Here is an 18667-nt window from a genome sequence, read left to right as displayed (position 1 = left end):
ATTAACCAAGTTTTAATACTGCTCCTTCATAGGGACGTAAATACAAGATATTCTTCCGATACTCAGGTTTGTCTCCATAAGTATCAATCAATAATTTCGCCTGATCAACAGCAAAGGACTCATTCACAGCGAAACGAATTTTATGTCTATTGAAAGACCCGACCACTAGTAGTTGTTGATGATCCAATTGACGTATATAAGCATACACATCTGAATCATCTTCAGATAATGGAATAAACCGACCCTGACTAATAATAGGCAAATCATGCCGCAACTTAATTAAGTTTTTGTAATAATAAAATATCGAATTTGGGTCGATTAAAGCCTGTTTCACATTGACCTGTTGATAGTTAGAATTCACTTGGTACCAAGGTGTGCCTGTGGTAAAACCAGCATTTTCTGTTTTATCCCATTGCATCGGAGTACGTGAATTATCACGGGATTTATTAGCTAGCATTGACATAATCAGCTTCTCATCTAGTCCTAACGCCTTGAGATCTCGATAAATGTTCAGTGCTTCAACATCTTCATACTCATTGATCTTAGTGAAATGAGCATTTGTCATGCCAATTTCTTCACCTTGGAACACAAAAGGAGTTCCCTGCTGAAAATGTAACACCGTAGCCAACATTTTAGCTGATTGTACTCTGAATTCACCATCATCACCAAAGCGTGACACAGCTCGAGGCTGATCATGGTTCCCCCAGAATAGAGAATTCCATCCATGACCATCCATAGCGAGTTGCCAATGGTTCATAATTCTGCGCATATCGCTTAATTTAAAGCGTAAGTCCGAATATCGACCATAATAGCCGTAATCGGAATGCATCGCTTCAAATTGGAAAACCATATTCAATTCATGACGTTCGGGATCTGTATAAAGCTTAGCTTGATCGGATGTCGTATGTGGCGTCTCACCAACTGTCATAACATCATATTTGCTTAGAACTTCTCGGTTCATTTCTTGTAAAAATTCATGAATCCGGGGTCCATTTGCAGCGCCAAAGTAGGCTGATCCGTATTTCCTGCCTGGTTCTAGTGGCGCATCCGGAAAACTTTGTACCTTTGATAATAAGCTGATGGTATCCATCCGAAAACCATCAACTCCTTTCTCAAACCAGAATTTCATCATTTTATAAATAGCATCACGAACTTCCTCATTCTCCCAGTTCAAATCGGGCTGTTCTGGTGCGTAAAGATGCAAATAATATTGTTTTCGTTCCGGAACATAAGTCCAAGCAGAACCGCCAAATGAACTGCCCCAATTGTTTGGTACTGAACCATCTGGCTTCGGATCTTTCCAAATATACCAGTCAGCATAATCATTATCTTGGCTTTTTTTTGACTCCTCAAACCATTTATTTTTATTTGAAGTATGGTTCACAACTAAGTCCATCACTAAGCGGATTCCTAAAGCGTGAGTCTGGGTAAGCAAATTCTCAAAATCAGCCATAGTACCATATTGCGAATCTAGTTTGTAATAATCTGAAATATCATAGCCATTATCAACCAATGGTGATTCATAAATGGGGTTTAACCAGATGACATCAATACCCAATTTTTTGAGGTAAGGCAGCGACTCTGTGATACCGTTAAGATCACCAATGCCATCACCATTACTATCCTTAAAACTCTGAGGATAAATTTGATATACAGTGCTTGTTTTCCACCAATTATTCGTCGTCATCAGCTACCTCCGGCTTGTAATCATTCATGTAGATAACTTGTTTTTGTCCATCGGCAACTAGATTCACTGCTCGCTCATGGCTAATATATTTCGATTCTGGTTCCATTAAAAATCCTAGTACCAAGGCTAAGTTAAAACCACTAACAATATGCGTATGTTCTCTATGAATGTAAGGAAACGCTTTTTGGTTAACCGATCCGGCCATGATGTCTGTTAGCATCACCACTTCATCTTCTTTTGGAAAGCTTTTAAACAAAGAAGCAATCTGTGCATCAACGGGCTGATTATCAACATAAGCTGTGATAACTTTAATATCTTGTTTATCACCAATAAAGAACTTGGCAGCCTCAGCCATACCGGCAGATAAAGTACTGTGTGAAGCAATGATATAATGACGTTTCATAAAAAACTCCTAACTTATTGATTGACTACTTGGTTGGCGTGATACCGAGAATGCCTGTTGCAGCGCCAGCTAAGGAAATAACAATGATTAATAAAATTATTTTTGATGGTGACCAAGACTTTTTCCCTAAAAGCCAATAAACTAATATGGCTAAGCCAACTGGCAGTAATCCAGGCATAATTTTATCGAAAATACCCGTTTGAACAGATAATTTAACTTTCCCAGTAATAAATGTCAGTGGTGTATAAACCTTGACTACAGTAGCAATCAATGTGCCAACAACCATTAGGCCCATTGCAGAAACGGCATCCGTGAAAATATTGATTCGTTCACCTAGGGTAGTAATGAGCCTAACACCAGAAGTGTAACCAAGCTTAAATAACCACATTTTCACAAAATATAATGCCACATACATAGCTATCCAGATAATCGCACCGATTGGGTTACCTTGGAGAGCCATATAGCCGGCGATGGAACCCATAATCGTTGGAAAAAGAATCCAAAAGACCGAGTCACCAACGCCGGAAAGTGGGCCCATGAGTGATGTTTTCAAGTTTTGCACAGCATCATAAGCCTTGATTCCATCTTTCTCTTCCATTGCTAAGGTCGCGCCTAAGATAACATTGCCCATTTGGGGGGTAATATTAAAATATTTGTAATGGTTATCCATTGCTTTGATGTAATCATCATCGTTTGGATAAATTTTACGCAACGCCTTAGCCATAGAGAAAGCTACTGATGGTGCTTGTTGAGTTTCATAGTTGTATCCTAAGCCGGCAGTAAAAATCCAGCGACGATACATGGCCTTCTTTTCTTTTTCAGTTAACTTACGCGGTTCACTCATCGTAGTCATCTCCTTGGTTAGTATTGCTAGTACCAGCAGTTTGTACTTGACTCAAATTTTTAACGCGTGTCTGATACAAGAAATATGCAGCGGCAGCCCCAAGCAACGCAATCCCTAGAATCGGTAGTTGTAAATAGGCAGAAAAGACAAACCCAACGATCAAAAATGTCAAATACTTTTTTGTTGGCATAAAGCGCATCAGCATGCCAACTCCGACAACCGGCAGCATGCCACCAGCAATAGTCAAGCCATCAGTAAACCATTGCGGAATCACCTTTAAAATTACTTTGACAATTGAAGGGCCGAACGTAATAACAACGGCAACAGGAATTACGTATTTCAATGTCCAAACTAATACCGAGGCAATAAAAGACCATTGCATCTTTTCAAATTTTTTTTCGTGTAAGTAGCGTTGAGATAGATGAGCAAAAAAGTTATTAATGAACTTAACAATAACGTCCAATTGTAGCGTCAGCATACCCACCGGTAAACCAACAGCAACAGCAGTACCCGTATTGGCGCCAGTACTGATAGCCAGATATACGCTCACAATAGTAGCTAAACCATACTCAGGAACCGAGGAGCCCCCGATGCCAGCAACACCCAAGGACATTAGCTGCAAAGTACCCGCCACAATTAAGGCAGTCTGAGTGTCCCCCATAATGATTCCCATGACTAGACCAATAGTGACCGGCCAATTATTAAATATTTGGCCACCAGATCCTGTATCCCATGCCATTTCGGCAGCGAGTAGAATAATCAGAATGTTTTGTAATACGATTGGCATAATTTTAACCACTCTTCCTTAAATATCTTTGCCTTTAATGGCATTATCTAAACTCAGTTTTGATTCTTCTGGTGTGTATTGGATAAATACGGGGATATTTTGATCTTGAATTTTTTTTAAGTCGGTCAATTCCTGATGGTCAATAGCAACACGACCCGTTAGAGGGGTTCGACCATTATCCTCAAAAATAACACCAACATTCACTTCCGGTATTTTGACACCTCCGTTTAGCAGAGCAAGAACCACAGCAGGCTCTTTGACGATTAAAAAAACACGCTGATTATCATAGTTACCATTTTTAAAATTCGCAATAGCCTTTTCTTGATTAATAATAGACATGCCCGTACCTGCTGGTTTGCTCATGCGCATGCTAGCCTTCACGGTTTCGTCTTGACTCACTTGATCGTCCACAACCATATAACGTTTTGGTTGCAAAGCACGGTTCCACTGGTTGACCGTGACGCCATGTATCAGTCTTTGGTCAATTCGTGCAGATATAACTGACATAGTTTTCCTTCCTTTCGTGACATTCGCGTAAATATCAATTAGTTTCAAAATGTCTGTATCGTCATAATTCCACTTGACCATTCGCTAGTAACCGATCAACTTGGAACGTTCCAACATCTTTGACGAACCCAATATACCATGAATTATTCTTAATGTAAACGCTTTACTTAAAGTTTTCGATTCAAATAAAAACTTGTGTACCAGCCAGAAGTTGTCTAAAATGGCTGTCTGTAGGCTCTCGTTGCCTACACACTAAAATCACCGTTCGAAACTCGTAAGACTATTCCTGCAGACAATCTTGCCTGTACTTACGAGACTAGTAGAGACAAAAACATCCTAGTCTCATAAACTAGGATGTTTTTATAGGCGCGGAATTTATTGTTAGCATAGTCTCCTTGTTGTGAGTGTTACTACGACTTATACAAAAAAGGCATTATTTTCTTTTCTTACTAGAAACTGTCGCCATTCTACTTGGACTAGTGACGGCCTCTTAGCTCTTTTCAATAATCCAGTTTATCAGTCAGGAGTTATAGATTAGATTCTTTCTCTTCTAGCATATCTTTAAACAGTTCCCTTTGCCGATCATTCAAGTTGTTTTTCACATAGAGATCGGCTAAGAGCTCAACTGTATCGTTAAAGGCCAGTTTTTGTTTATCGTTGGTGCCATCTATAAAATAAGCTAAGAGTTTAATCTTTTCTTTGGTGGCAAAAGTAATCCTTTGGGTGGTGGTCACTTTGGTTGACTGCTTCGGCATCTTGTTTGTAGCAATAATATCTGATCGATCACCAAAATCATTCGTACCTGCAATCTGAACATGCTTTTCTTGCAAGGAATTGGTTTTATGGTGCGTTAGGATAGGCGAGATTTTTTTGTCTGACATCTTACTGTTCTCCTTTTAAAAAACGTTGATGTATATCTAATTCATCCAAAACACCAACAAATAACTGGTGTGCTCTTTGATCCCAATCGACTTAGTTGAAAAACTAGTTTATTAAGAACTAATAACCTTGGTTAACCGTCTACTAATACGTCTATATATAAAAGCAATTGAAATAAAACCAACTCATTTGCTGATTCTTGTTTTTAGAACTTTCTAATTGTCGTGATGATTGAAGGATTCTTCCTAGTTTTTAAGGCTTTAGCTCTTGCGCAACATTTTTGCCTGATTGTTTAATATCAGGATTGTTTCCAGTAAACTCTTTTAACTCTGTTTCTGTGCGACTACTGATCCCTTGGATAACGTGGCTAAGCTGATGTTGGAGTGCCTCTTTTTGATTTGGGTTATTTGCTTGTTTGATTTGTGCTTCTAGGGACAAATAGCTCCTATTTAATTCATTACTAGTTAGTTGAGATATAGATAGAGACGGTTGTTGAGTGAGTTTATCTGTTTGCTGTAAGCCTAACCGCTTCGTTAGATTATCACTGATGGTCAGTGTCTTGTTGCTGACAACTTGAATTTCTGAGCATCCAGAGCTATATGCTAGCAAGGCGCTTTAGCCGTATGGTTGAGCGCTTTTTGTTTGCTGAGCTGTAAAGTATTGGTCTTTGATATTGCCTGAGACCTTTGCACCTTTGACGCCCTTGGCAATGTTGGGATATAAGCTGTAGACTTCAGCAAAATTAAAGAGTTGTTTAACTGCAATGATGTAATTTTGCACCGTTGTCGGCTTATGTCCACTGGCTTTAAGCTCGTTTCTGAAAAATAACTGTGAGTAAAGTATCAATATAAACTTGAGTATTAAATCATAGATTTCCTTTTAAAATTTATTGCGCTGAAGTGTTTTTAAGACAGAACCTACTTTTGACGGCAGAGGATTACTGCCGTCTAGGATCAAATCAGCACTTGATGAAACAAATTGTTCATTTGCGAGAAATATAGGCCGGGCAATTCTGATGTATGTTTTTAACCAATCGAGAATATCTGTTAGTTCGCTAGTCGAATAGTCGCGTAAAATCTGTCGGGCTAATAAAAGATCTAAGGGTGTTTTGATATACACGGTTATGTTAATTAAAGAAGCCAATGAATTATGGCGATTTCCGAATGGAAAATCCACCAATACATAATCGAATTTCGTTCTAGCAGATTTTACGGCTCGCACAACTTCCGTAATATCATACTGGTTCACCGTTTGGGACAAGGGAGTGCCCAATGAGGGAGCTGAAGGCAATTGGTCAATATCATAATCATCAAAGGAAATAATTTTGCTATTGATTAATTTTTGTGCCAGCGCCTTAATAAGGGTTGTCTTCCCTCCAGCTGTCAGACCGCTAATTACTATTACTTTTGACATAATTGAACCCACTTTTCTTCTAAATTATCCAGCTACCAATGTTTTAGCACCATTCTCTCACTCCAATCAAAAAAAGTATTTTGTTTCTAACGAGTGATATGCCCGACAAAAATTAAAAAAAGAGGGCTGAAACTGAATTGATAGGTCATGACCGTTACGCAACAAGATTGATCACCAAAAATTCGCGATTATTTCGTTCCTTTCGAGATCTAAAAGCCTGAAAAAGCGACTTTTTGATATTTTAGCTTCAAAAGTAATTCAGAGAAATACAGACTTTTAATTTTAAGATATCGACAATTACAACATAGCTTTCCTCTTCAGTAACCAAGCTGACTTTTAAAAAATAAAACGGACTTATCACACAGGTATGTGCACACCGTTCAGCACTCAAACAATACTCAGCAGAAAAATGATAGGGGGGGTATCGGTGTCTGATAGAGCGTTCACATAACTGTCTGTCTGTGTTAAAAATGCCAAAATTAAAACTTTTTTATAGGCTGATTTAGTCCTATAAATGCCGATATAACGGCGTTTGATTGTCTCTAGGGGTCACACCAATCTTTAGCTGTTGCTGGTCTATCTGGCTTCACTAAAGATGCTATAAGATCAATCAGATAAAAAATAAATAAAGGGGATGCCAATGCCTTAACAGCGGTCTTAGTAGCCATAAAATACAAAAAAACAGCCAAAAATAAGCAATTATTTGCGATTATTTCCAGTTTTTAAGCACTTTCACAGAGTAAAATTGACAACAATAAAGGTTTCTATCTGCGTGAATTTGTAACGTCTGACTTAGTGCCGATTAAGAGGAATAATGAAGCAAAACAAATACGAAGGGAAAATAGTGGATAACAAAGAGCAGTTACGAGATCAGCTTCAGCCTCTTTCCCCCAATAAGCATTTAGACAACGAAGAATATCACCAATACGTCACATATTTAGATCAGGCATTAACAGGCAAAAAAAGTAGCGAGATTGATAATATTGCTATTGCTGGTAAATATGGTAGCGGGAAATCTTCGATTATTGATAGTTATTTTGCACGTGAGGACAATCCGAATAAAAATAATTATCTAAAAGTCAGTTTTGCAACCTTTAATAAAAAGCCACTAACAGCCGATATAGAAAAAGATGATCAGACCGAAAATACTAAAGAAGAACGCAAGCACGAGAAAAAGCAAAACGCAAGAATATCTGCAAATATTATCAACCAGATTATTTACCAAGTGGATCCTAAAAAAATTCCTTTAACTAGATTTAAAGTCAAAAGGCCTATTCTAATTTCCAACCAGTCAGCTATTTGTATCGAATTAGTGTTGCTGTTATCCTTGTGGTTGAATTTCCATCTCTTTTGGCCTAAAAATGTGGCCTTTGTAATCAACGGGGTCAGAGCGGTTCTAATCATCACTCTTTTTATCTATTTGCTATTTCAGTTACTGGCTCGCTTGGAGATATCTAAGTTTAAGATCTCGCTTAAAAGTGTTGATACCGAAATAGATACTTCTAACGATGATTTATTTGAAAAGTATATTGATGAGATTGTTTATTTGTTTGAAAAATCAGGTAAACGCATTTTAATTATCGAGGATCTTGACCGCTTTGATAATTTAACTATTTTTGAAAAGCTCCGTGAACTCAATATCAAACTCAATCATATAAACAAGTTTCGTAAATCCGCACAACATTGGCAGTTTATATACCTCATTAAAGATGATATCTTTGCTGATCCAAACGACCGTGTCAAATTTTTTGATCTTATCATTCCTGTTATCCCTTATATCACATCAAACAACTCTTTCGATAAACTGACAAGTTTCTTCCCCAAAAATAATGATCGTTTGCGTTATATATTGAGTCTCTACATCGATGATTACCGGTTGCTGTTAAACATTCATAACGAATATCAAGTGTTCGAATCAATTGGATCTGCAACTGGGAATACAGCAGAAAAAGATCAGTTGCTCGCTTTGATTGCTTATAAAAACAAATTTCCAGACAGATTTGATGATTTACAAAATGGGAAGGGCGAGCTGGCAGAGATTGTCTCTAGTTATAAGGCCAACATTGAAAAGCAAGTCAATGCCATTGATCAAAAAATAATCGAAATTAAAATCCAAAAAGATAGCACCATTGCTAATAAAGAAGCTGAATATTTATATTATTGGGCTAGAAAAAATAACTTGGTTTATTATGCAACTGCAAATGACTTCACGAGAAGGTCTATCAACACTTTCGATCTAGCGCAACACATTATTCAGAAAAATTTAGTAGTTCAAATAGGCAACGAAAACAGGGAACCCTATCTGGATTTCAAATCTAATCAAGTCAACTATGCAAATGATCTAAGGAATGTGACTGCTTTTGATGAAGAACTGCAGAAATTGCGATCGCAAAAAGAGTTAATCACCAAACAACCGCTACAAAACATTGATAAAGATGTTTTTGAGGGAAAGCCCCTTAACGAAATGCTATATGCCTTAATTAGATCCGGTTACATCAAAGAGGATTATCTGTACGTGATTAATCATTATTATGGCGACAACGCTAATCGCATCTTTATGCGGGGATTATTAAGTGATAGTGATGACTTCGATACGCATCTGCATCTAACGAAAATAGGAGACTTGATTCCCAGACTCGAGGCAGAGGATTTTTCAAAGAAACAGATTCTTAACTTTGATCTATTAGCCTATCTCTTTACTGAAAATCAAAGTGATAAATTGCTTGTCATGCTTGAAACAGCCATACGTTATAAGTCTGGATTTATTGAAGAAGCAATCAATTTAGAATACAGTGATTCTAATATTGATCTTGAAGATAAACCAACTGTAAGAAATCCTTTGGTAGAACAACTGCAAGGTTTTCATCAGAAGGTTTTGGAACTGCAACCACAAATTCATTTTGATTTATCTCAATTCACAAGTGAGTTTTGGATAGCGGATTCTAATTTAGAGGATATCATCAAACATAATCGCTACGATGATACGAACTCAAATGAGGAAATTTTAATCAGCTACTTAGATCAATTGACAGATAATAAGCTGAATTTACAAATTATTAACAATGAAACAGTTTATGTTGCTCTCAAACAGAAAATCATAACAGACATTCTTGCACGTGTTGATTTGGCAGATATTACCAATAACGATCTCAAGAAACTTGCATTGCAGAAGAATAAAATCCACAAAACAACAGAGAATCTTTTAGCTTATTTCGACTTATCAGGTAAGGTTTTTGATGAAAAGCTTGTTGAATTTATCAACAATAACAATTGGGAAAGTTCATCAATTAAGGGATTATCCGATGAATTTTACCAGAAGTTTGTTGCTACAGAAAATATTTCAGAACCACAATTCACGGTATTTATGAAAGCATCTACCGACATAGCTGGTTGGCTTAGTGATGCTTTAATAAATAATTTGAAACCAGAAAAAATAAAGATTCTGTTTGAATTAGGTGGCCTGCCAATAAAGGCTACTACGATTCAGTTACTAATTGATAAGGATGTCCAAGTAGGCTCCACACTTATTGATAAAGACTTCAAACAATTAGTTGTTGACAAGAAAATTTCTTTAAGCAAAGCGCTGTTATTGAATGTGCTGAAAACGCCGGGTAAGAACAATAAATTGATTCTCTCTAGAAATCTGTCCCTACTAACACAAGACAAAATTCACGAACAGCTTCGCCAGTTACACGATGATGATTCTGATAAGCTGTTAAAGGTAATGGACCATGTTCGTGGGTTCACTAGTGTCAAATTAGATAATTTAGAACCTGATACTAACTTACTCCATTGGATGAAAGATCAAAGTTTGATTAGCAACTTCGAAGTGCTAGGTGGATCTAGATTAAGAGTCAAAAAATAAACATAATTAAGTAACACCAAGGCCTTAGATTAATAACCAACTTTTCCGGCGCTATATGAATTCATTTTCAACATTTATTTATTTGCATTTCTTAAACAAGATTGAAAATTGATGCTCCAATGCACGACTTGAGTTAACCCAACTTACCTTGCCTTGACTTAGCTTGACTTACCTTAGGCTGTTAAAAATGCTGACGAATCCGCCAGCATTTAAAATAATAAAATACTCCCGCTTAAGCGGGCTTTTCATTTTTTATACTTCCTTTTTCGTGTCTTCGCTAGCATTAGTTGCTTGGAGGTTAATTAGTTTTGTTAATCTTTCCATAACAACATCTGAAATAATATTTTTATTCATCTTAATCCAGGGCAGCAAATCTTGCTTAAAATTAGATGATTTCTGATAAACATTCTCAATTAATAAACAATGTGAATCAATAAAATCAACGTTGTTGGTATCGGTATTATCTTTAAAAACGGTTTGACCCTTTTCATCTACAAATAGATTTGGAATCAAGAAGGGGTTAGATATACCACTTAAAAGAAAGTGCCGAAGACGCTGATGTTCTGACCATTCTTTAAACAAATACAGATCGTTGTCCTCTGAAGGTGCTTTGATCAAATAGTTATTATTTACAAGTTCCTCTAGTGTTTTACCAGGAATGTTTTGTGCTCGCAAAGTCGCCTTTGGATTTGGAATAAAACCGATATCATCAGCTTTATCCAACGCAACTAACAACGTGCCTTGACCTTCGGGCGTGAGTTCGGCAAAACGGTCATTCACTAGCCAGCCCTTTGTGTAGTTCCGGCTGTTAGCCATTGACGCGCTCTTTTCTGGCTGCCGTTCTACTCACAGAGTCAATTGTCCGGTATAGCTCAGACTCCGGTAAGGGATTATCTGAGTGCTGGTTTGACCACGTTATCAAGGTTTTGATCACAGGTTGATCTAGTTTCATCAGCAATAATGACCCAATTAAAGAGCTGTAGAAGATATGCCGGCCATGGCTAGGCGGATTGATTGATTGTGCCATTGCTCGATTAACCAAATCTTGCCAGGGCTCGCGATCATTCCGAACTTTTGACTCAGCTAAATCTTTTAGCTCTTTACGCTGAGGCTTAATCATGGGAGCCTGACTTGATTTGATTTGAGCCAGACCCAAAAAAGACTCTGCATCATTCATGGCCAGCTTGCATTTATGCATCACAGAGTAGGCATTTAAAACAGGCAGTCCGGCTAGTTGTGACCAATGAGAACCATAGCTAGTCAAGTCTGTTTGCCAATTATTGGGTAATAACTGCCTTAAATAATCGCCTATTTGGATCCGCTGTGCTGCATCAAAAGTCGAGTCAATGGGTACAGCTAGGCGCAAGCGAGTGCCTTTATAGCCATTAGAAACAGTCGGGTAGATCAGATAAGCTATCTTGGCCAAAGCTGACTGGACACTTGACACAGCTGTCTGATAATCATCCCCATCTGTACCATCAATATCGAAAAATAAGATTGAACGTTTGGTCAGGTTAGTGTCATTTCTAGTTAGCGTCGCCATTTGGCCAGCCAGTACAAAGGCAGCCTTGTTTTCTTTATAGTTGTGAGCCAGGTCGCTTGAATTAATCTCAGTTCGTTCTAACGGCTGGTAGCTCTTAAGCCAGTCCCAGTCAGAAAGCTCTGTTGGCTGCTTCGTTAAGTGGCTATTCTTTAATCCTTTTTGCAGATAAATCATCAGATTTCCTCCACAAATAGGAAAAGCCTGTTAATATATACGTAGACATTGATTCTGATGCTCGTATGATTATTATTTTTCAATTCACTGACTACTGTGCTCGCCAAAGTTGTGTAATTAGTGAATTTTTTTGTATCTTCAAATGATTCTGTTTTGATTCTTGTCATTTAATTTGCTTCCTTTCCATTAATGCCAGCATATCTGCTGTTTTGTAAAGCTTCAAACTGCCCCAGATAATCGGCTTGATCTGAGCTTTTTGTATGAATTTATCGAATGTCCTTGGACTAATCGAAAAATACTGTAGTACATCCCGGCGCCTAAAGGTCACCGGATAAAGTTCTTTTTCTTTGTACATTTCTTCTCCTATTACTGATTTATTTTTTGCATTTTCTTGACTCAATTTCTAAATCAACCCATCAACCTACTGAAATCATTGTTGAAGTTTCGTCCAAAAAAGGTCTTAACGGCGGTGCAATGATCATATCCGTGTGCCCATTTCTCCTTTTTGATTAATATTGTTTTCCGTAAAGACACGCATTGGGAATGTTAACTTTTCAAGCAAGCGGTTGAATGGTGAATTAAGTTCTTTTTTTCTAGCACTTAGCCAGCTGCTTGTTTACTGTTCATAATCGTAAGTATATATAATTTATATATACTTTTTTTACGATTATGAAGGCAAAAAAATACAACAAAGAACTTAGCTAGTCAAGAGAGGCTAAAAAATAGATACCCATTCAAGATTAATTTTCGTTTTCTCTTCAACAAAACATCTTGTTTTAAATCTATCTTTTGATCATTTAAAATCTCATTATGGCTCTTGAAATAGTGACAGACCTCTTAACTTAATGGGCCAATCATTAGCAATATCATTGAGACAAAATTATTCTCTGCTCAGTGCCTTGCCATTTTTTAAATATTTCACTGTTCTTGAGTTCTAATAAGATATTTTTTTAGCTATGATAGCTCGTTACTCTCTATCCAAAATTTTCATCTTCTTTCTTTTTTTTAAATCTTTCAAATTTATATTGCCATTCAATTTTTTATATGGTATAATTTAATAGGATTTACTTTATAGATACATTCTATCACATTTGATTAAAAAAAGCAAGTTAGTTCTTTTCGCTCAATCTTTGGGGGGTATTTTTGGTTTTGCTTGCTTATTTTGCAGTGCTTAGAAGCGCTGTTTTTTGTTTAGTCATTTTCAACTTAGCCTGCGTAATGAGAACCTTCAGCGTCTTTTTCAGAAATGTGCTATACTAATCGTAATAATTATTATTTGCAATTATATTTAATTACGAATTAAATTAAATACGATTATGACAATAAAAACATCTCTACAACCAAATCAGAACAGTAGTGCTTTCAAACGAGTTAAAGGCAACCGTAAATATTTCAGTCAACTTCTCAAGGGCTTAATGGCTAAGCATAATCAAGAAATCAAGGATCTCTTAGCACCTGTGCTGCGTCTCTACGAAGGTACTAGCTCGTCAGACAGCTATCAGAACGGTATCTCTAAAATTAGTAATTGGCGTGTCGGTAAAACTTTGCCCTCTAATTTAGAGTTAAAAGCACTTCGGGATTTTTATGCTAAACAAGGCGACCATCTCGACTATTTCGCCATGCTCTACCCTGATCGGCTTCCTAGCTACCTCAACCGTTTTTTCCGGGACCTGCATCGCGCCATTGAACACGAATTCTTTACTATCCAACGAGAGAAATCATCATCCTACCGGCTTTTAGACCAAAAGTTCAAATCTAAAGATATTCGACTTTTAGCGACGAGATTTGACGATCTGTTTTCTCAGGATTTTTCATATATGAAAGCCACCGTCTCAGAATACGAAACAGACCCAGAAACCGGCCAACCGCTGTCAGAAGAAGAACTAACTAATTTTTTTAAAGAGCACATTCTCAATAAGCATCGTTTCAGTGATGGCTTTGATCATTACATAGTGGCACAAACCTTTTACAGCTTTGAAACCTTATCCAATAGCTTAGGCAGCCTGATTAATGAGCACTTACTCGCTTATATTGGGGAACTCATAACGGCCGCTAATAGTCAAATTCAAAACGAACTCAGTCAATTATATAGAAACACTGCTCAACATTCACCCCTTTACGATCTTACCCAACGCGACTACTTAGATGTTCACAGCGGCAACTCGAAAGCTGACGTCTTACAGCACAAAATCAATCAAGCCACCATGGATTTTCTCTCACAACTGGAGGCTTTTAACCAAGAACGAATCGGCTCACATATTGATTAAAAAATAAATCTATCAGGCAAAGACAAGCCGTTAAAACTCTCGTCATTGATCATATCCGTGATTGTTCATTGAAATAAAAACAATGAAAATCAAAAATAGAACGCTTAAAAATGGCGTTAAATCATATTATTTTAGGATTACCTTAAACGGTAAGCCAACAACAAAAAGAGGCTTCAATAGCCATAAAGAGGCTGTTAATGCCTATCGTGCTTATAAAGTCGCTGCGGCTAATGGCCAGCTAGAAAGCCAAAAACCAAAGCGGATTAAATTGACTGAATTAGCTAATCAATGGTTAGCTATGAAAGCAACAGAGGTCAAACCCTCAACGTTCAAAAAATTTCAAGAACGTTATGAACTGCATATTAGAAGAACTTTTCAAGGCAAGTTTTTAGATGAGATAACCGCTATTCAGGCACAGAATTACGTGAACCGAATAGCTAAAGAACTGGTAGATTATCGCAACATTCTGATTATTCTAAATCAAGTCTATAAAAAAGCCATCCAGTATGGCTATATAGCTGAGAATCCTTTTGCCAACGTTGATAGGCCCAGAGCTAAAAAAGCAGCTGACAAAGACTCAGCGAACTTCTATGATAAAGAACAACTTATTGAGTTTCTAAATAGTGCTTACCAGTTATATCATCAAGACTACTTCGGACGATATGCCTTCTTTAGGTTATTAGCCTTTACCGGTATGAGAAAAGGCGAAGCCCTGGCTTTGAACTGGTCTGATATCGATTTGAGTCAAAAAACATTGTTAATCAATAAGACCATTGTAACTGTCACTGATGGCGAAATCGTTTCTGATGAGCCCAAGACCAAAGCCAGTAATCGTGTCTTAACTCTAGATGAAGGTACGGTATCTGTTCTAGCCGAATGGAAACTGCAGCAACATGAGCTATACAAGAAACTGGGATATAGTGCATCTCCTTGTGAGTTCGTGTTTAACAGCTCTGTGAACTCGTTTGTCAGTTTAGGCAAACCCAGACAATGGTGTCGAGCCATAGCCAAACAAGCTAATTTATCCCCCGTGACGATTCACGGCTTTCGCCATACCTATGCCACTTTAGCCGTTCAAGCGGGGATGGACATCAAGCAATTACAATATCAGCTCGGCCACAACGATGTGCATACGACCCTACAGATTTATGCGGAAGTAACTAAGCAACAGAAAACAGCAACAGCGAAGATATTCGCCAATTTTTTGAATCAAAGTAATCAAATAAGTAATCAAGGAAACAATTAAATTACTCAAGCCTTGTCGCACAAGCATTACAGCATTTATGGTTCGAATCCCGTAATGTCCAGAATGTTGGGGGTCTAAGGGTGTATAAAACCCTACAAATAGGGAAATTACTTTGGCCAGTTTCATTATTGGTTTCACCACTTGTCCCGAAAAATCGTCAAAAATACCATTAATTGATTGAGGAAAAATGTCGATAAACGATATCTATTGCTTTTTAGCTTAATCGCTAAGGTTGACTACGGTTAAGGTTTAAACTGTTTTAAATATCGGCTGGCAAATAACTTATGAAGTTTAACTCCTAAAGTAGAGTTAGCGGCATCTATATCTGCATACATGGCCGTCGTGATCTTAGACAACAACGATGACAATTGATCGAGTTCAGTGTCGGAGAGTGTCTTAATGAATGGAGGTACTTCTTGGGCAGCGGACTCGATTTGTTTTCGACCTTCACTAGTTAAATTCACTAAGTTGATGCGCCGATCATTAGGTGATTTTGTCAAAGTGACTAAATGATACTTAACAAGTTTATTGACAAATTCGCTCGTAGACTGAGGCGAAATTCCCAGGCGTGTAGCCAGTTCCCGTTGTGATAAATGGTCTTCATCGGCCAATGCCAGTAAAATCTTGCCTTGGCCTTGAACCGTTAAGCGTGGCCGCGCCTGTTTGATGACATCATCATAGATTTTACTGAGCTGGTCATACTCCGCCAATTTTCCGGCGGCCAGTTCTGCCTTGATTTTATTTGCCATGATTCGCTACGCCATCCATTACTCTTTTAAATATACAACATTCCTAGCCCTGAAAACGGCCGCTTGACAATTTAGTCAGATACCCTTACTATATATTTGATCTGGGGCCCTGATCGAATAATAGGAGAACAAATTATGAATCACGATAACATCGTTCAAGTCAGGAATATTGAAAAACATTTTGGCGACAAAATAGCAGTCCAAGGTGTTTCTTTTGCCATTAAAAAAGGTGAGATTTTCGGTTTATTAGGCCCAAACGGCGCTGGAAAAACCACTATTTTAAAGATGATCACGACTTTATTGCGCCAAGACGCAGGAAAAATTTTATTGAACGGTTTTGACACGCTGGCACAGAGCCGTTTTGCACGTCAACAATTCAGTGTGACTGGCCAAACTGCGGCGGTTGATGAAGATTTGAGTGCACGCGAGAATTTAATGATTTTCGGTAAGCTAAACGGTTTAACAGGTGCCGTCGCTCGTAACCGTGCCATCGAATTATTAACAGATTTCGACTTACTGCATTCAGCTGATCAAACATTAGCAACATTTTCTGGGGGTATGCGCCGCCGATTGGACTTAGCTGTTAGCTTGATTGGAAAACCCGCGATTTTGTTTTTAGATGAGCCAACCACTGGATTGGATCCAAGAACAAGAACACAGATGTGGCAGGCCATCCAAAAACTGGTTGCCCAAGGTTCGACCGTGTTATTAACAACGCAATATCTAGAAGAAGCCGACCACTTAGCTGATCGTATTGCCCTGATTGACCATGGTCGTATGATCGCAATCGGGACGCCAAGCCAGCTCAAACAACAAGTCGGCGGTCTGCAGCTTCGACTAGAGGTGGCTGATTTAAAACAAGTCACACAAGCCCAAACAATTATTCAAGACGTTTTAGCAGCATCTGTGCACGTTGATGAACGAACCCTGACCGCATTGCTTGACGACTCCGGAATGTCGGTAGTTTCACAAATTTTAAATCAGCTCCAGACTGCGGGGATTGCCATGAACAATTTTGCTGTTAAAACACCATCGCTGGATGATGTTTTTCTAAAAATGACGGTGGGAAAAAATTAGGGAGAATAAATGATGCAATCAACTACAAACAAAAATCTTGTTTTCAGCAACATCTTAACTATGACGCACCGCAATCTACTGAAGACGCTGCATAATCCCGATAATTTTAGTGACGTAATTATGCAACCCGTGATCTTCACATTATTGTTCGGTTATCTGTTCGGCGGCGTCATTGCGGGAAGTGTTCACGCCTACTTGCCCATGCTGGTGTCTGGCATTCTGGTGCAAAGTATTTTAAACGCAGCCTCAGGTTCCGGTCAGCAATTGCGTGAAGACATTAATGCAGGTGTCTTTGATCGTTTCAAGACTCTGCCGATTTCGCCAATTGTGCCGCTAGCAGGTCAATTAGTGGGTGACATCTTCCGCCTACTGATTTCAGGAGCCATGGCGTTGATCACGGCCTTTTTCATGGGCTGGCGACCAACAGTCGGCTTGCCAGCACTAATCACAGTGCTATTGTTAGCTATTTTTATCGGCTGGKCCACCTCTTGGATCTTTGCCTTGGTAGGCTTGATTGCCAAGAATGCGGAGCTAATTGGCAGCTTATCTATGGTAATTATCTTAGTGATGACATTTTTATCTAACGCCTTTATTCCCACAAAAACATTGCCAAAATTTATTCAGACGCTAGTGAAGATTAACCCGGTGAGTTTGACCATCTCGGCAATTAGAACCATTCTGAGAACTGGTCAATGGAGCGGCAATGCCACTGCGGTCTTTATTAGCGGAGGAATCATTATTTTGATTTTTATGCCCCTGACTGTCTTTGTCTATCAACGACGGCGTTAAAAGCGATTAAAACTCAGAAGAAAAATAGCTCCCTGATTGAGAATTAAAACCAAGTGATTGATGAAAACGCAACATCCTCATCAAAGTTTGGACGTGTGATCCTCGTTAGCAAATCAAGGCCTTCTTTGGATAAGTTTCTTTCTAAAGCTAGTTTCCTTAACTGCTGTGCCAAATATACAAGTACCATACGGTCCCGCTGACCGCCTTCAAGCCGAGCAATAGCAGTATTTATGATTTGCTTTTCATCCAACTTATTGAACTGAATTTTTTGCAATTCTTCCTTAAGACTTTGTTTTTTATCTGATGACTTCATTTTTAAAACTCTTTTTCAATTCACTACCGGCTTATTCCACTAACACCAGTTAATCGATCATTCTGAGCGGATGATTTGCCAATATTTTACCACTGTCACAGAAGGTCGGTTTTAATGTGGCCTT

At 38.2% G+C, this 18667-nt stretch carries 19 protein-coding genes; 5 read left to right on the top strand and 14 right to left on the bottom strand.

Annotated elements, in window-relative coordinates:
* Position 1: 1 nt before the first annotated feature.
* The 9 genes from OKIT_RS02415 to OKIT_RS02375 all read right to left on the bottom strand — a co-directional run bounded on the left by OKIT_RS02415 (position 2) and on the right by OKIT_RS02375 (position 6520).
* The gene (locus OKIT_RS02415) at positions 2 to 1687 is read right to left on the bottom strand and encodes a glycoside hydrolase family 13 protein (protein WP_007745003.1); all 1686 of its coding nucleotides are present in this window, start codon (positions 1685 to 1687) and stop codon (positions 2 to 4) included.
* Positions 1674 to 2090 carry a PTS sugar transporter subunit IIA gene (locus OKIT_RS02410; RefSeq protein ID WP_007745002.1) on the bottom strand — a complete coding sequence of 139 codons (417 nt, stop codon included), beginning with the start codon at positions 2088 to 2090 and terminating at the stop codon, positions 1674 to 1676. Before OKIT_RS02410 ends, OKIT_RS02415 begins: the two co-directional genes overlap by 14 nt.
* 25 nt (positions 2091 to 2115) lie before the next feature.
* Positions 2116 to 2934, bottom strand: a complete 819-nt coding sequence (locus OKIT_RS02405; protein ID WP_007745001.1) for a PTS system mannose/fructose/sorbose family transporter subunit IID — start codon at positions 2932 to 2934, stop codon at positions 2116 to 2118.
* Positions 2927 to 3721: a PTS sugar transporter subunit IIC gene (locus OKIT_RS02400; protein WP_007745000.1), complete on the bottom strand. Its 795-nt coding sequence runs from the start codon at positions 3719 to 3721 to the stop codon at positions 2927 to 2929. Before OKIT_RS02400 ends, OKIT_RS02405 begins: the two co-directional genes overlap by 8 nt.
* Positions 3722 to 3739: 18 nt before the next feature.
* Positions 3740 to 4228 carry a PTS sugar transporter subunit IIB gene (locus OKIT_RS02395; RefSeq protein ID WP_007744999.1) on the bottom strand — a complete coding sequence of 163 codons (489 nt, stop codon included), beginning with the start codon at positions 4226 to 4228 and terminating at the stop codon, positions 3740 to 3742.
* 527 nt (positions 4229 to 4755) lie between these two features.
* Positions 4756 to 5109, bottom strand: coding sequence for a hypothetical protein (locus OKIT_RS02390; RefSeq protein WP_007744998.1), 354 nt, complete (start codon positions 5107 to 5109; stop codon positions 4756 to 4758).
* A gap of 250 nt (positions 5110 to 5359) precedes the next feature.
* Positions 5360 to 5545: a hypothetical protein gene (locus OKIT_RS09335; RefSeq protein WP_007744997.1), complete on the bottom strand. Its 186-nt coding sequence runs from the start codon at positions 5543 to 5545 to the stop codon at positions 5360 to 5362.
* A gap of 177 nt (positions 5546 to 5722) precedes the next feature.
* The gene (locus OKIT_RS09610) at positions 5723 to 5887 is read right to left on the bottom strand and encodes a hypothetical protein (protein WP_007744996.1); all 165 of its coding nucleotides are present in this window, start codon (positions 5885 to 5887) and stop codon (positions 5723 to 5725) included.
* Positions 5888 to 5986: 99 nt separating this feature from the next.
* Positions 5987 to 6520: a nucleoside/nucleotide kinase family protein gene (locus OKIT_RS02375; protein WP_007744995.1), complete on the bottom strand. Its 534-nt coding sequence runs from the start codon at positions 6518 to 6520 to the stop codon at positions 5987 to 5989.
* 814 nt (positions 6521 to 7334) lie between these two features.
* Between OKIT_RS02375 and OKIT_RS09760 the strand changes: the two genes are divergently transcribed.
* Positions 7335 to 10385: a YobI family P-loop NTPase gene (locus tag OKIT_RS09760; RefSeq protein WP_007744994.1), complete on the top strand. Its 3051-nt coding sequence runs from the start codon at positions 7335 to 7337 to the stop codon at positions 10383 to 10385.
* A 252-nt stretch (positions 10386 to 10637) separates the two neighbouring features.
* Here the strand turns inward: OKIT_RS09760 and OKIT_RS02365 are convergent, their stop codons facing one another.
* The 3 genes from OKIT_RS02365 to OKIT_RS02355 all read right to left on the bottom strand — a co-directional run bounded on the left by OKIT_RS02365 (position 10638) and on the right by OKIT_RS02355 (position 12457).
* Positions 10638 to 11165: a hypothetical protein gene (locus OKIT_RS02365; RefSeq protein WP_241778139.1), complete on the bottom strand. Its 528-nt coding sequence runs from the start codon at positions 11163 to 11165 to the stop codon at positions 10638 to 10640.
* A gap of 28 nt (positions 11166 to 11193) precedes the next feature.
* Complete coding sequence (locus tag OKIT_RS02360) at positions 11194 to 12102, bottom strand: primase C-terminal domain-containing protein (protein ID WP_007744984.1); 909 nt, start codon at positions 12100 to 12102, stop codon at positions 11194 to 11196.
* Positions 12103 to 12265: 163 nt separating this feature from the next.
* Positions 12266 to 12457: a hypothetical protein gene (locus OKIT_RS02355; RefSeq protein ID WP_007744983.1), complete on the bottom strand. Its 192-nt coding sequence runs from the start codon at positions 12455 to 12457 to the stop codon at positions 12266 to 12268.
* A gap of 961 nt (positions 12458 to 13418) precedes the next feature.
* On the opposite strand from OKIT_RS02355, the gene OKIT_RS02350 reads away from it, so the two are divergent.
* Together OKIT_RS02350 and OKIT_RS02345 are read left to right on the top strand one after the other, a co-directional pair.
* Positions 13419 to 14369: a hypothetical protein gene (locus OKIT_RS02350; protein WP_007744982.1), complete on the top strand. Its 951-nt coding sequence runs from the start codon at positions 13419 to 13421 to the stop codon at positions 14367 to 14369.
* Between the two features lie 82 nt (positions 14370 to 14451).
* On the top strand, positions 14452 to 15615 hold the full coding sequence (locus OKIT_RS02345; RefSeq protein WP_007744980.1) for a tyrosine-type recombinase/integrase: 1164 nt from the start codon (positions 14452 to 14454) through the stop codon (positions 15613 to 15615).
* A 242-nt stretch (positions 15616 to 15857) separates the two neighbouring features.
* Here OKIT_RS02345 and OKIT_RS02340 read toward each other — a convergent pair whose 3' ends face one another.
* The gene (locus OKIT_RS02340) at positions 15858 to 16364 is read right to left on the bottom strand and encodes a MarR family winged helix-turn-helix transcriptional regulator (protein WP_007744978.1); all 507 of its coding nucleotides are present in this window, start codon (positions 16362 to 16364) and stop codon (positions 15858 to 15860) included.
* 135 nt (positions 16365 to 16499) lie between these two features.
* On the opposite strand from OKIT_RS02340, the gene OKIT_RS02335 reads away from it, so the two are divergent.
* Both OKIT_RS02335 and OKIT_RS02330 read left to right on the top strand, forming a co-directional pair.
* On the top strand, positions 16500 to 17441 hold the full coding sequence (locus OKIT_RS02335) for a daunorubicin resistance protein DrrA family ABC transporter ATP-binding protein (RefSeq protein WP_007744971.1): 942 nt from the start codon (positions 16500 to 16502) through the stop codon (positions 17439 to 17441).
* 12 nt (positions 17442 to 17453) lie between these two features.
* Complete coding sequence (locus OKIT_RS02330; RefSeq protein WP_040610104.1) at positions 17454 to 18230, top strand: ABC transporter permease; 777 nt, start codon at positions 17454 to 17456, stop codon at positions 18228 to 18230.
* Positions 18231 to 18273: 43 nt separating this feature from the next.
* Here OKIT_RS02330 and OKIT_RS02325 read toward each other — a convergent pair whose 3' ends face one another.
* The gene (locus OKIT_RS02325; protein WP_007744967.1) at positions 18274 to 18543 is read right to left on the bottom strand and encodes a hypothetical protein; all 270 of its coding nucleotides are present in this window, start codon (positions 18541 to 18543) and stop codon (positions 18274 to 18276) included.
* Positions 18544 to 18667: the final 124 nt, after the last annotated feature.

The organism is Oenococcus kitaharae DSM 17330 (genome assembly GCF_000241055.1).
GTDB classification, from domain to species: domain Bacteria; phylum Bacillota; class Bacilli; order Lactobacillales; family Lactobacillaceae; genus Oenococcus; species Oenococcus kitaharae.
This window is presented reverse-complemented; position numbering and strand designations above follow the sequence as displayed.

Excerpts from the sequence above, each read along its gene's own strand:
- OKIT_RS02325 (WP_007744967.1), bottom strand. The coding sequence starts at position 18,543 with ATGAAGTCATCAGATAAAAAACAAAGTCTTAAGGAAGAATTGCAAAAA.
- OKIT_RS02345 (WP_007744980.1), top strand. The coding sequence starts at position 14,452 with ATGAAAATCAAAAATAGAACGCTTAAAAATGGCGTTAAATCATATTAT.
- OKIT_RS09760 (WP_007744994.1), top strand. The coding sequence starts at position 7,335 with ATGAAGCAAAACAAATACGAAGGGAAAATAGTGGATAACAAAGAGCAG.
- OKIT_RS02405 (WP_007745001.1), bottom strand. The coding sequence starts at position 2,934 with ATGAGTGAACCGCGTAAGTTAACTGAAAAAGAAAAGAAGGCCATGTAT.
- OKIT_RS02390 (WP_007744998.1), bottom strand. The coding sequence starts at position 5,109 with ATGTCAGACAAAAAAATCTCGCCTATCCTAACGCACCATAAAACCAAT.
- OKIT_RS02355 (WP_007744983.1), bottom strand. The coding sequence starts at position 12,457 with ATGTACAAAGAAAAAGAACTTTATCCGGTGACCTTTAGGCGCCGGGAT.
- OKIT_RS02375 (WP_007744995.1), bottom strand. The coding sequence starts at position 6,520 with ATGTCAAAAGTAATAGTAATTAGCGGTCTGACAGCTGGAGGGAAGACA.
- OKIT_RS02395 (WP_007744999.1), bottom strand. The coding sequence starts at position 4,228 with ATGTCAGTTATATCTGCACGAATTGACCAAAGACTGATACATGGCGTC.
- OKIT_RS02415 (WP_007745003.1), bottom strand. The coding sequence starts at position 1,687 with ATGACGACGAATAATTGGTGGAAAACAAGCACTGTATATCAAATTTAT.
- OKIT_RS02350 (WP_007744982.1), top strand. The coding sequence starts at position 13,419 with ATGACAATAAAAACATCTCTACAACCAAATCAGAACAGTAGTGCTTTC.
- OKIT_RS02400 (WP_007745000.1), bottom strand. The coding sequence starts at position 3,721 with ATGCCAATCGTATTACAAAACATTCTGATTATTCTACTCGCTGCCGAA.
- OKIT_RS02360 (WP_007744984.1), bottom strand. The coding sequence starts at position 12,102 with ATGATTTATCTGCAAAAAGGATTAAAGAATAGCCACTTAACGAAGCAG.
- OKIT_RS02340 (WP_007744978.1), bottom strand. The coding sequence starts at position 16,364 with ATGGCAAATAAAATCAAGGCAGAACTGGCCGCCGGAAAATTGGCGGAG.
- OKIT_RS02410 (WP_007745002.1), bottom strand. The coding sequence starts at position 2,090 with ATGAAACGTCATTATATCATTGCTTCACACAGTACTTTATCTGCCGGT.
- OKIT_RS02335 (WP_007744971.1), top strand. The coding sequence starts at position 16,500 with ATGAATCACGATAACATCGTTCAAGTCAGGAATATTGAAAAACATTTT.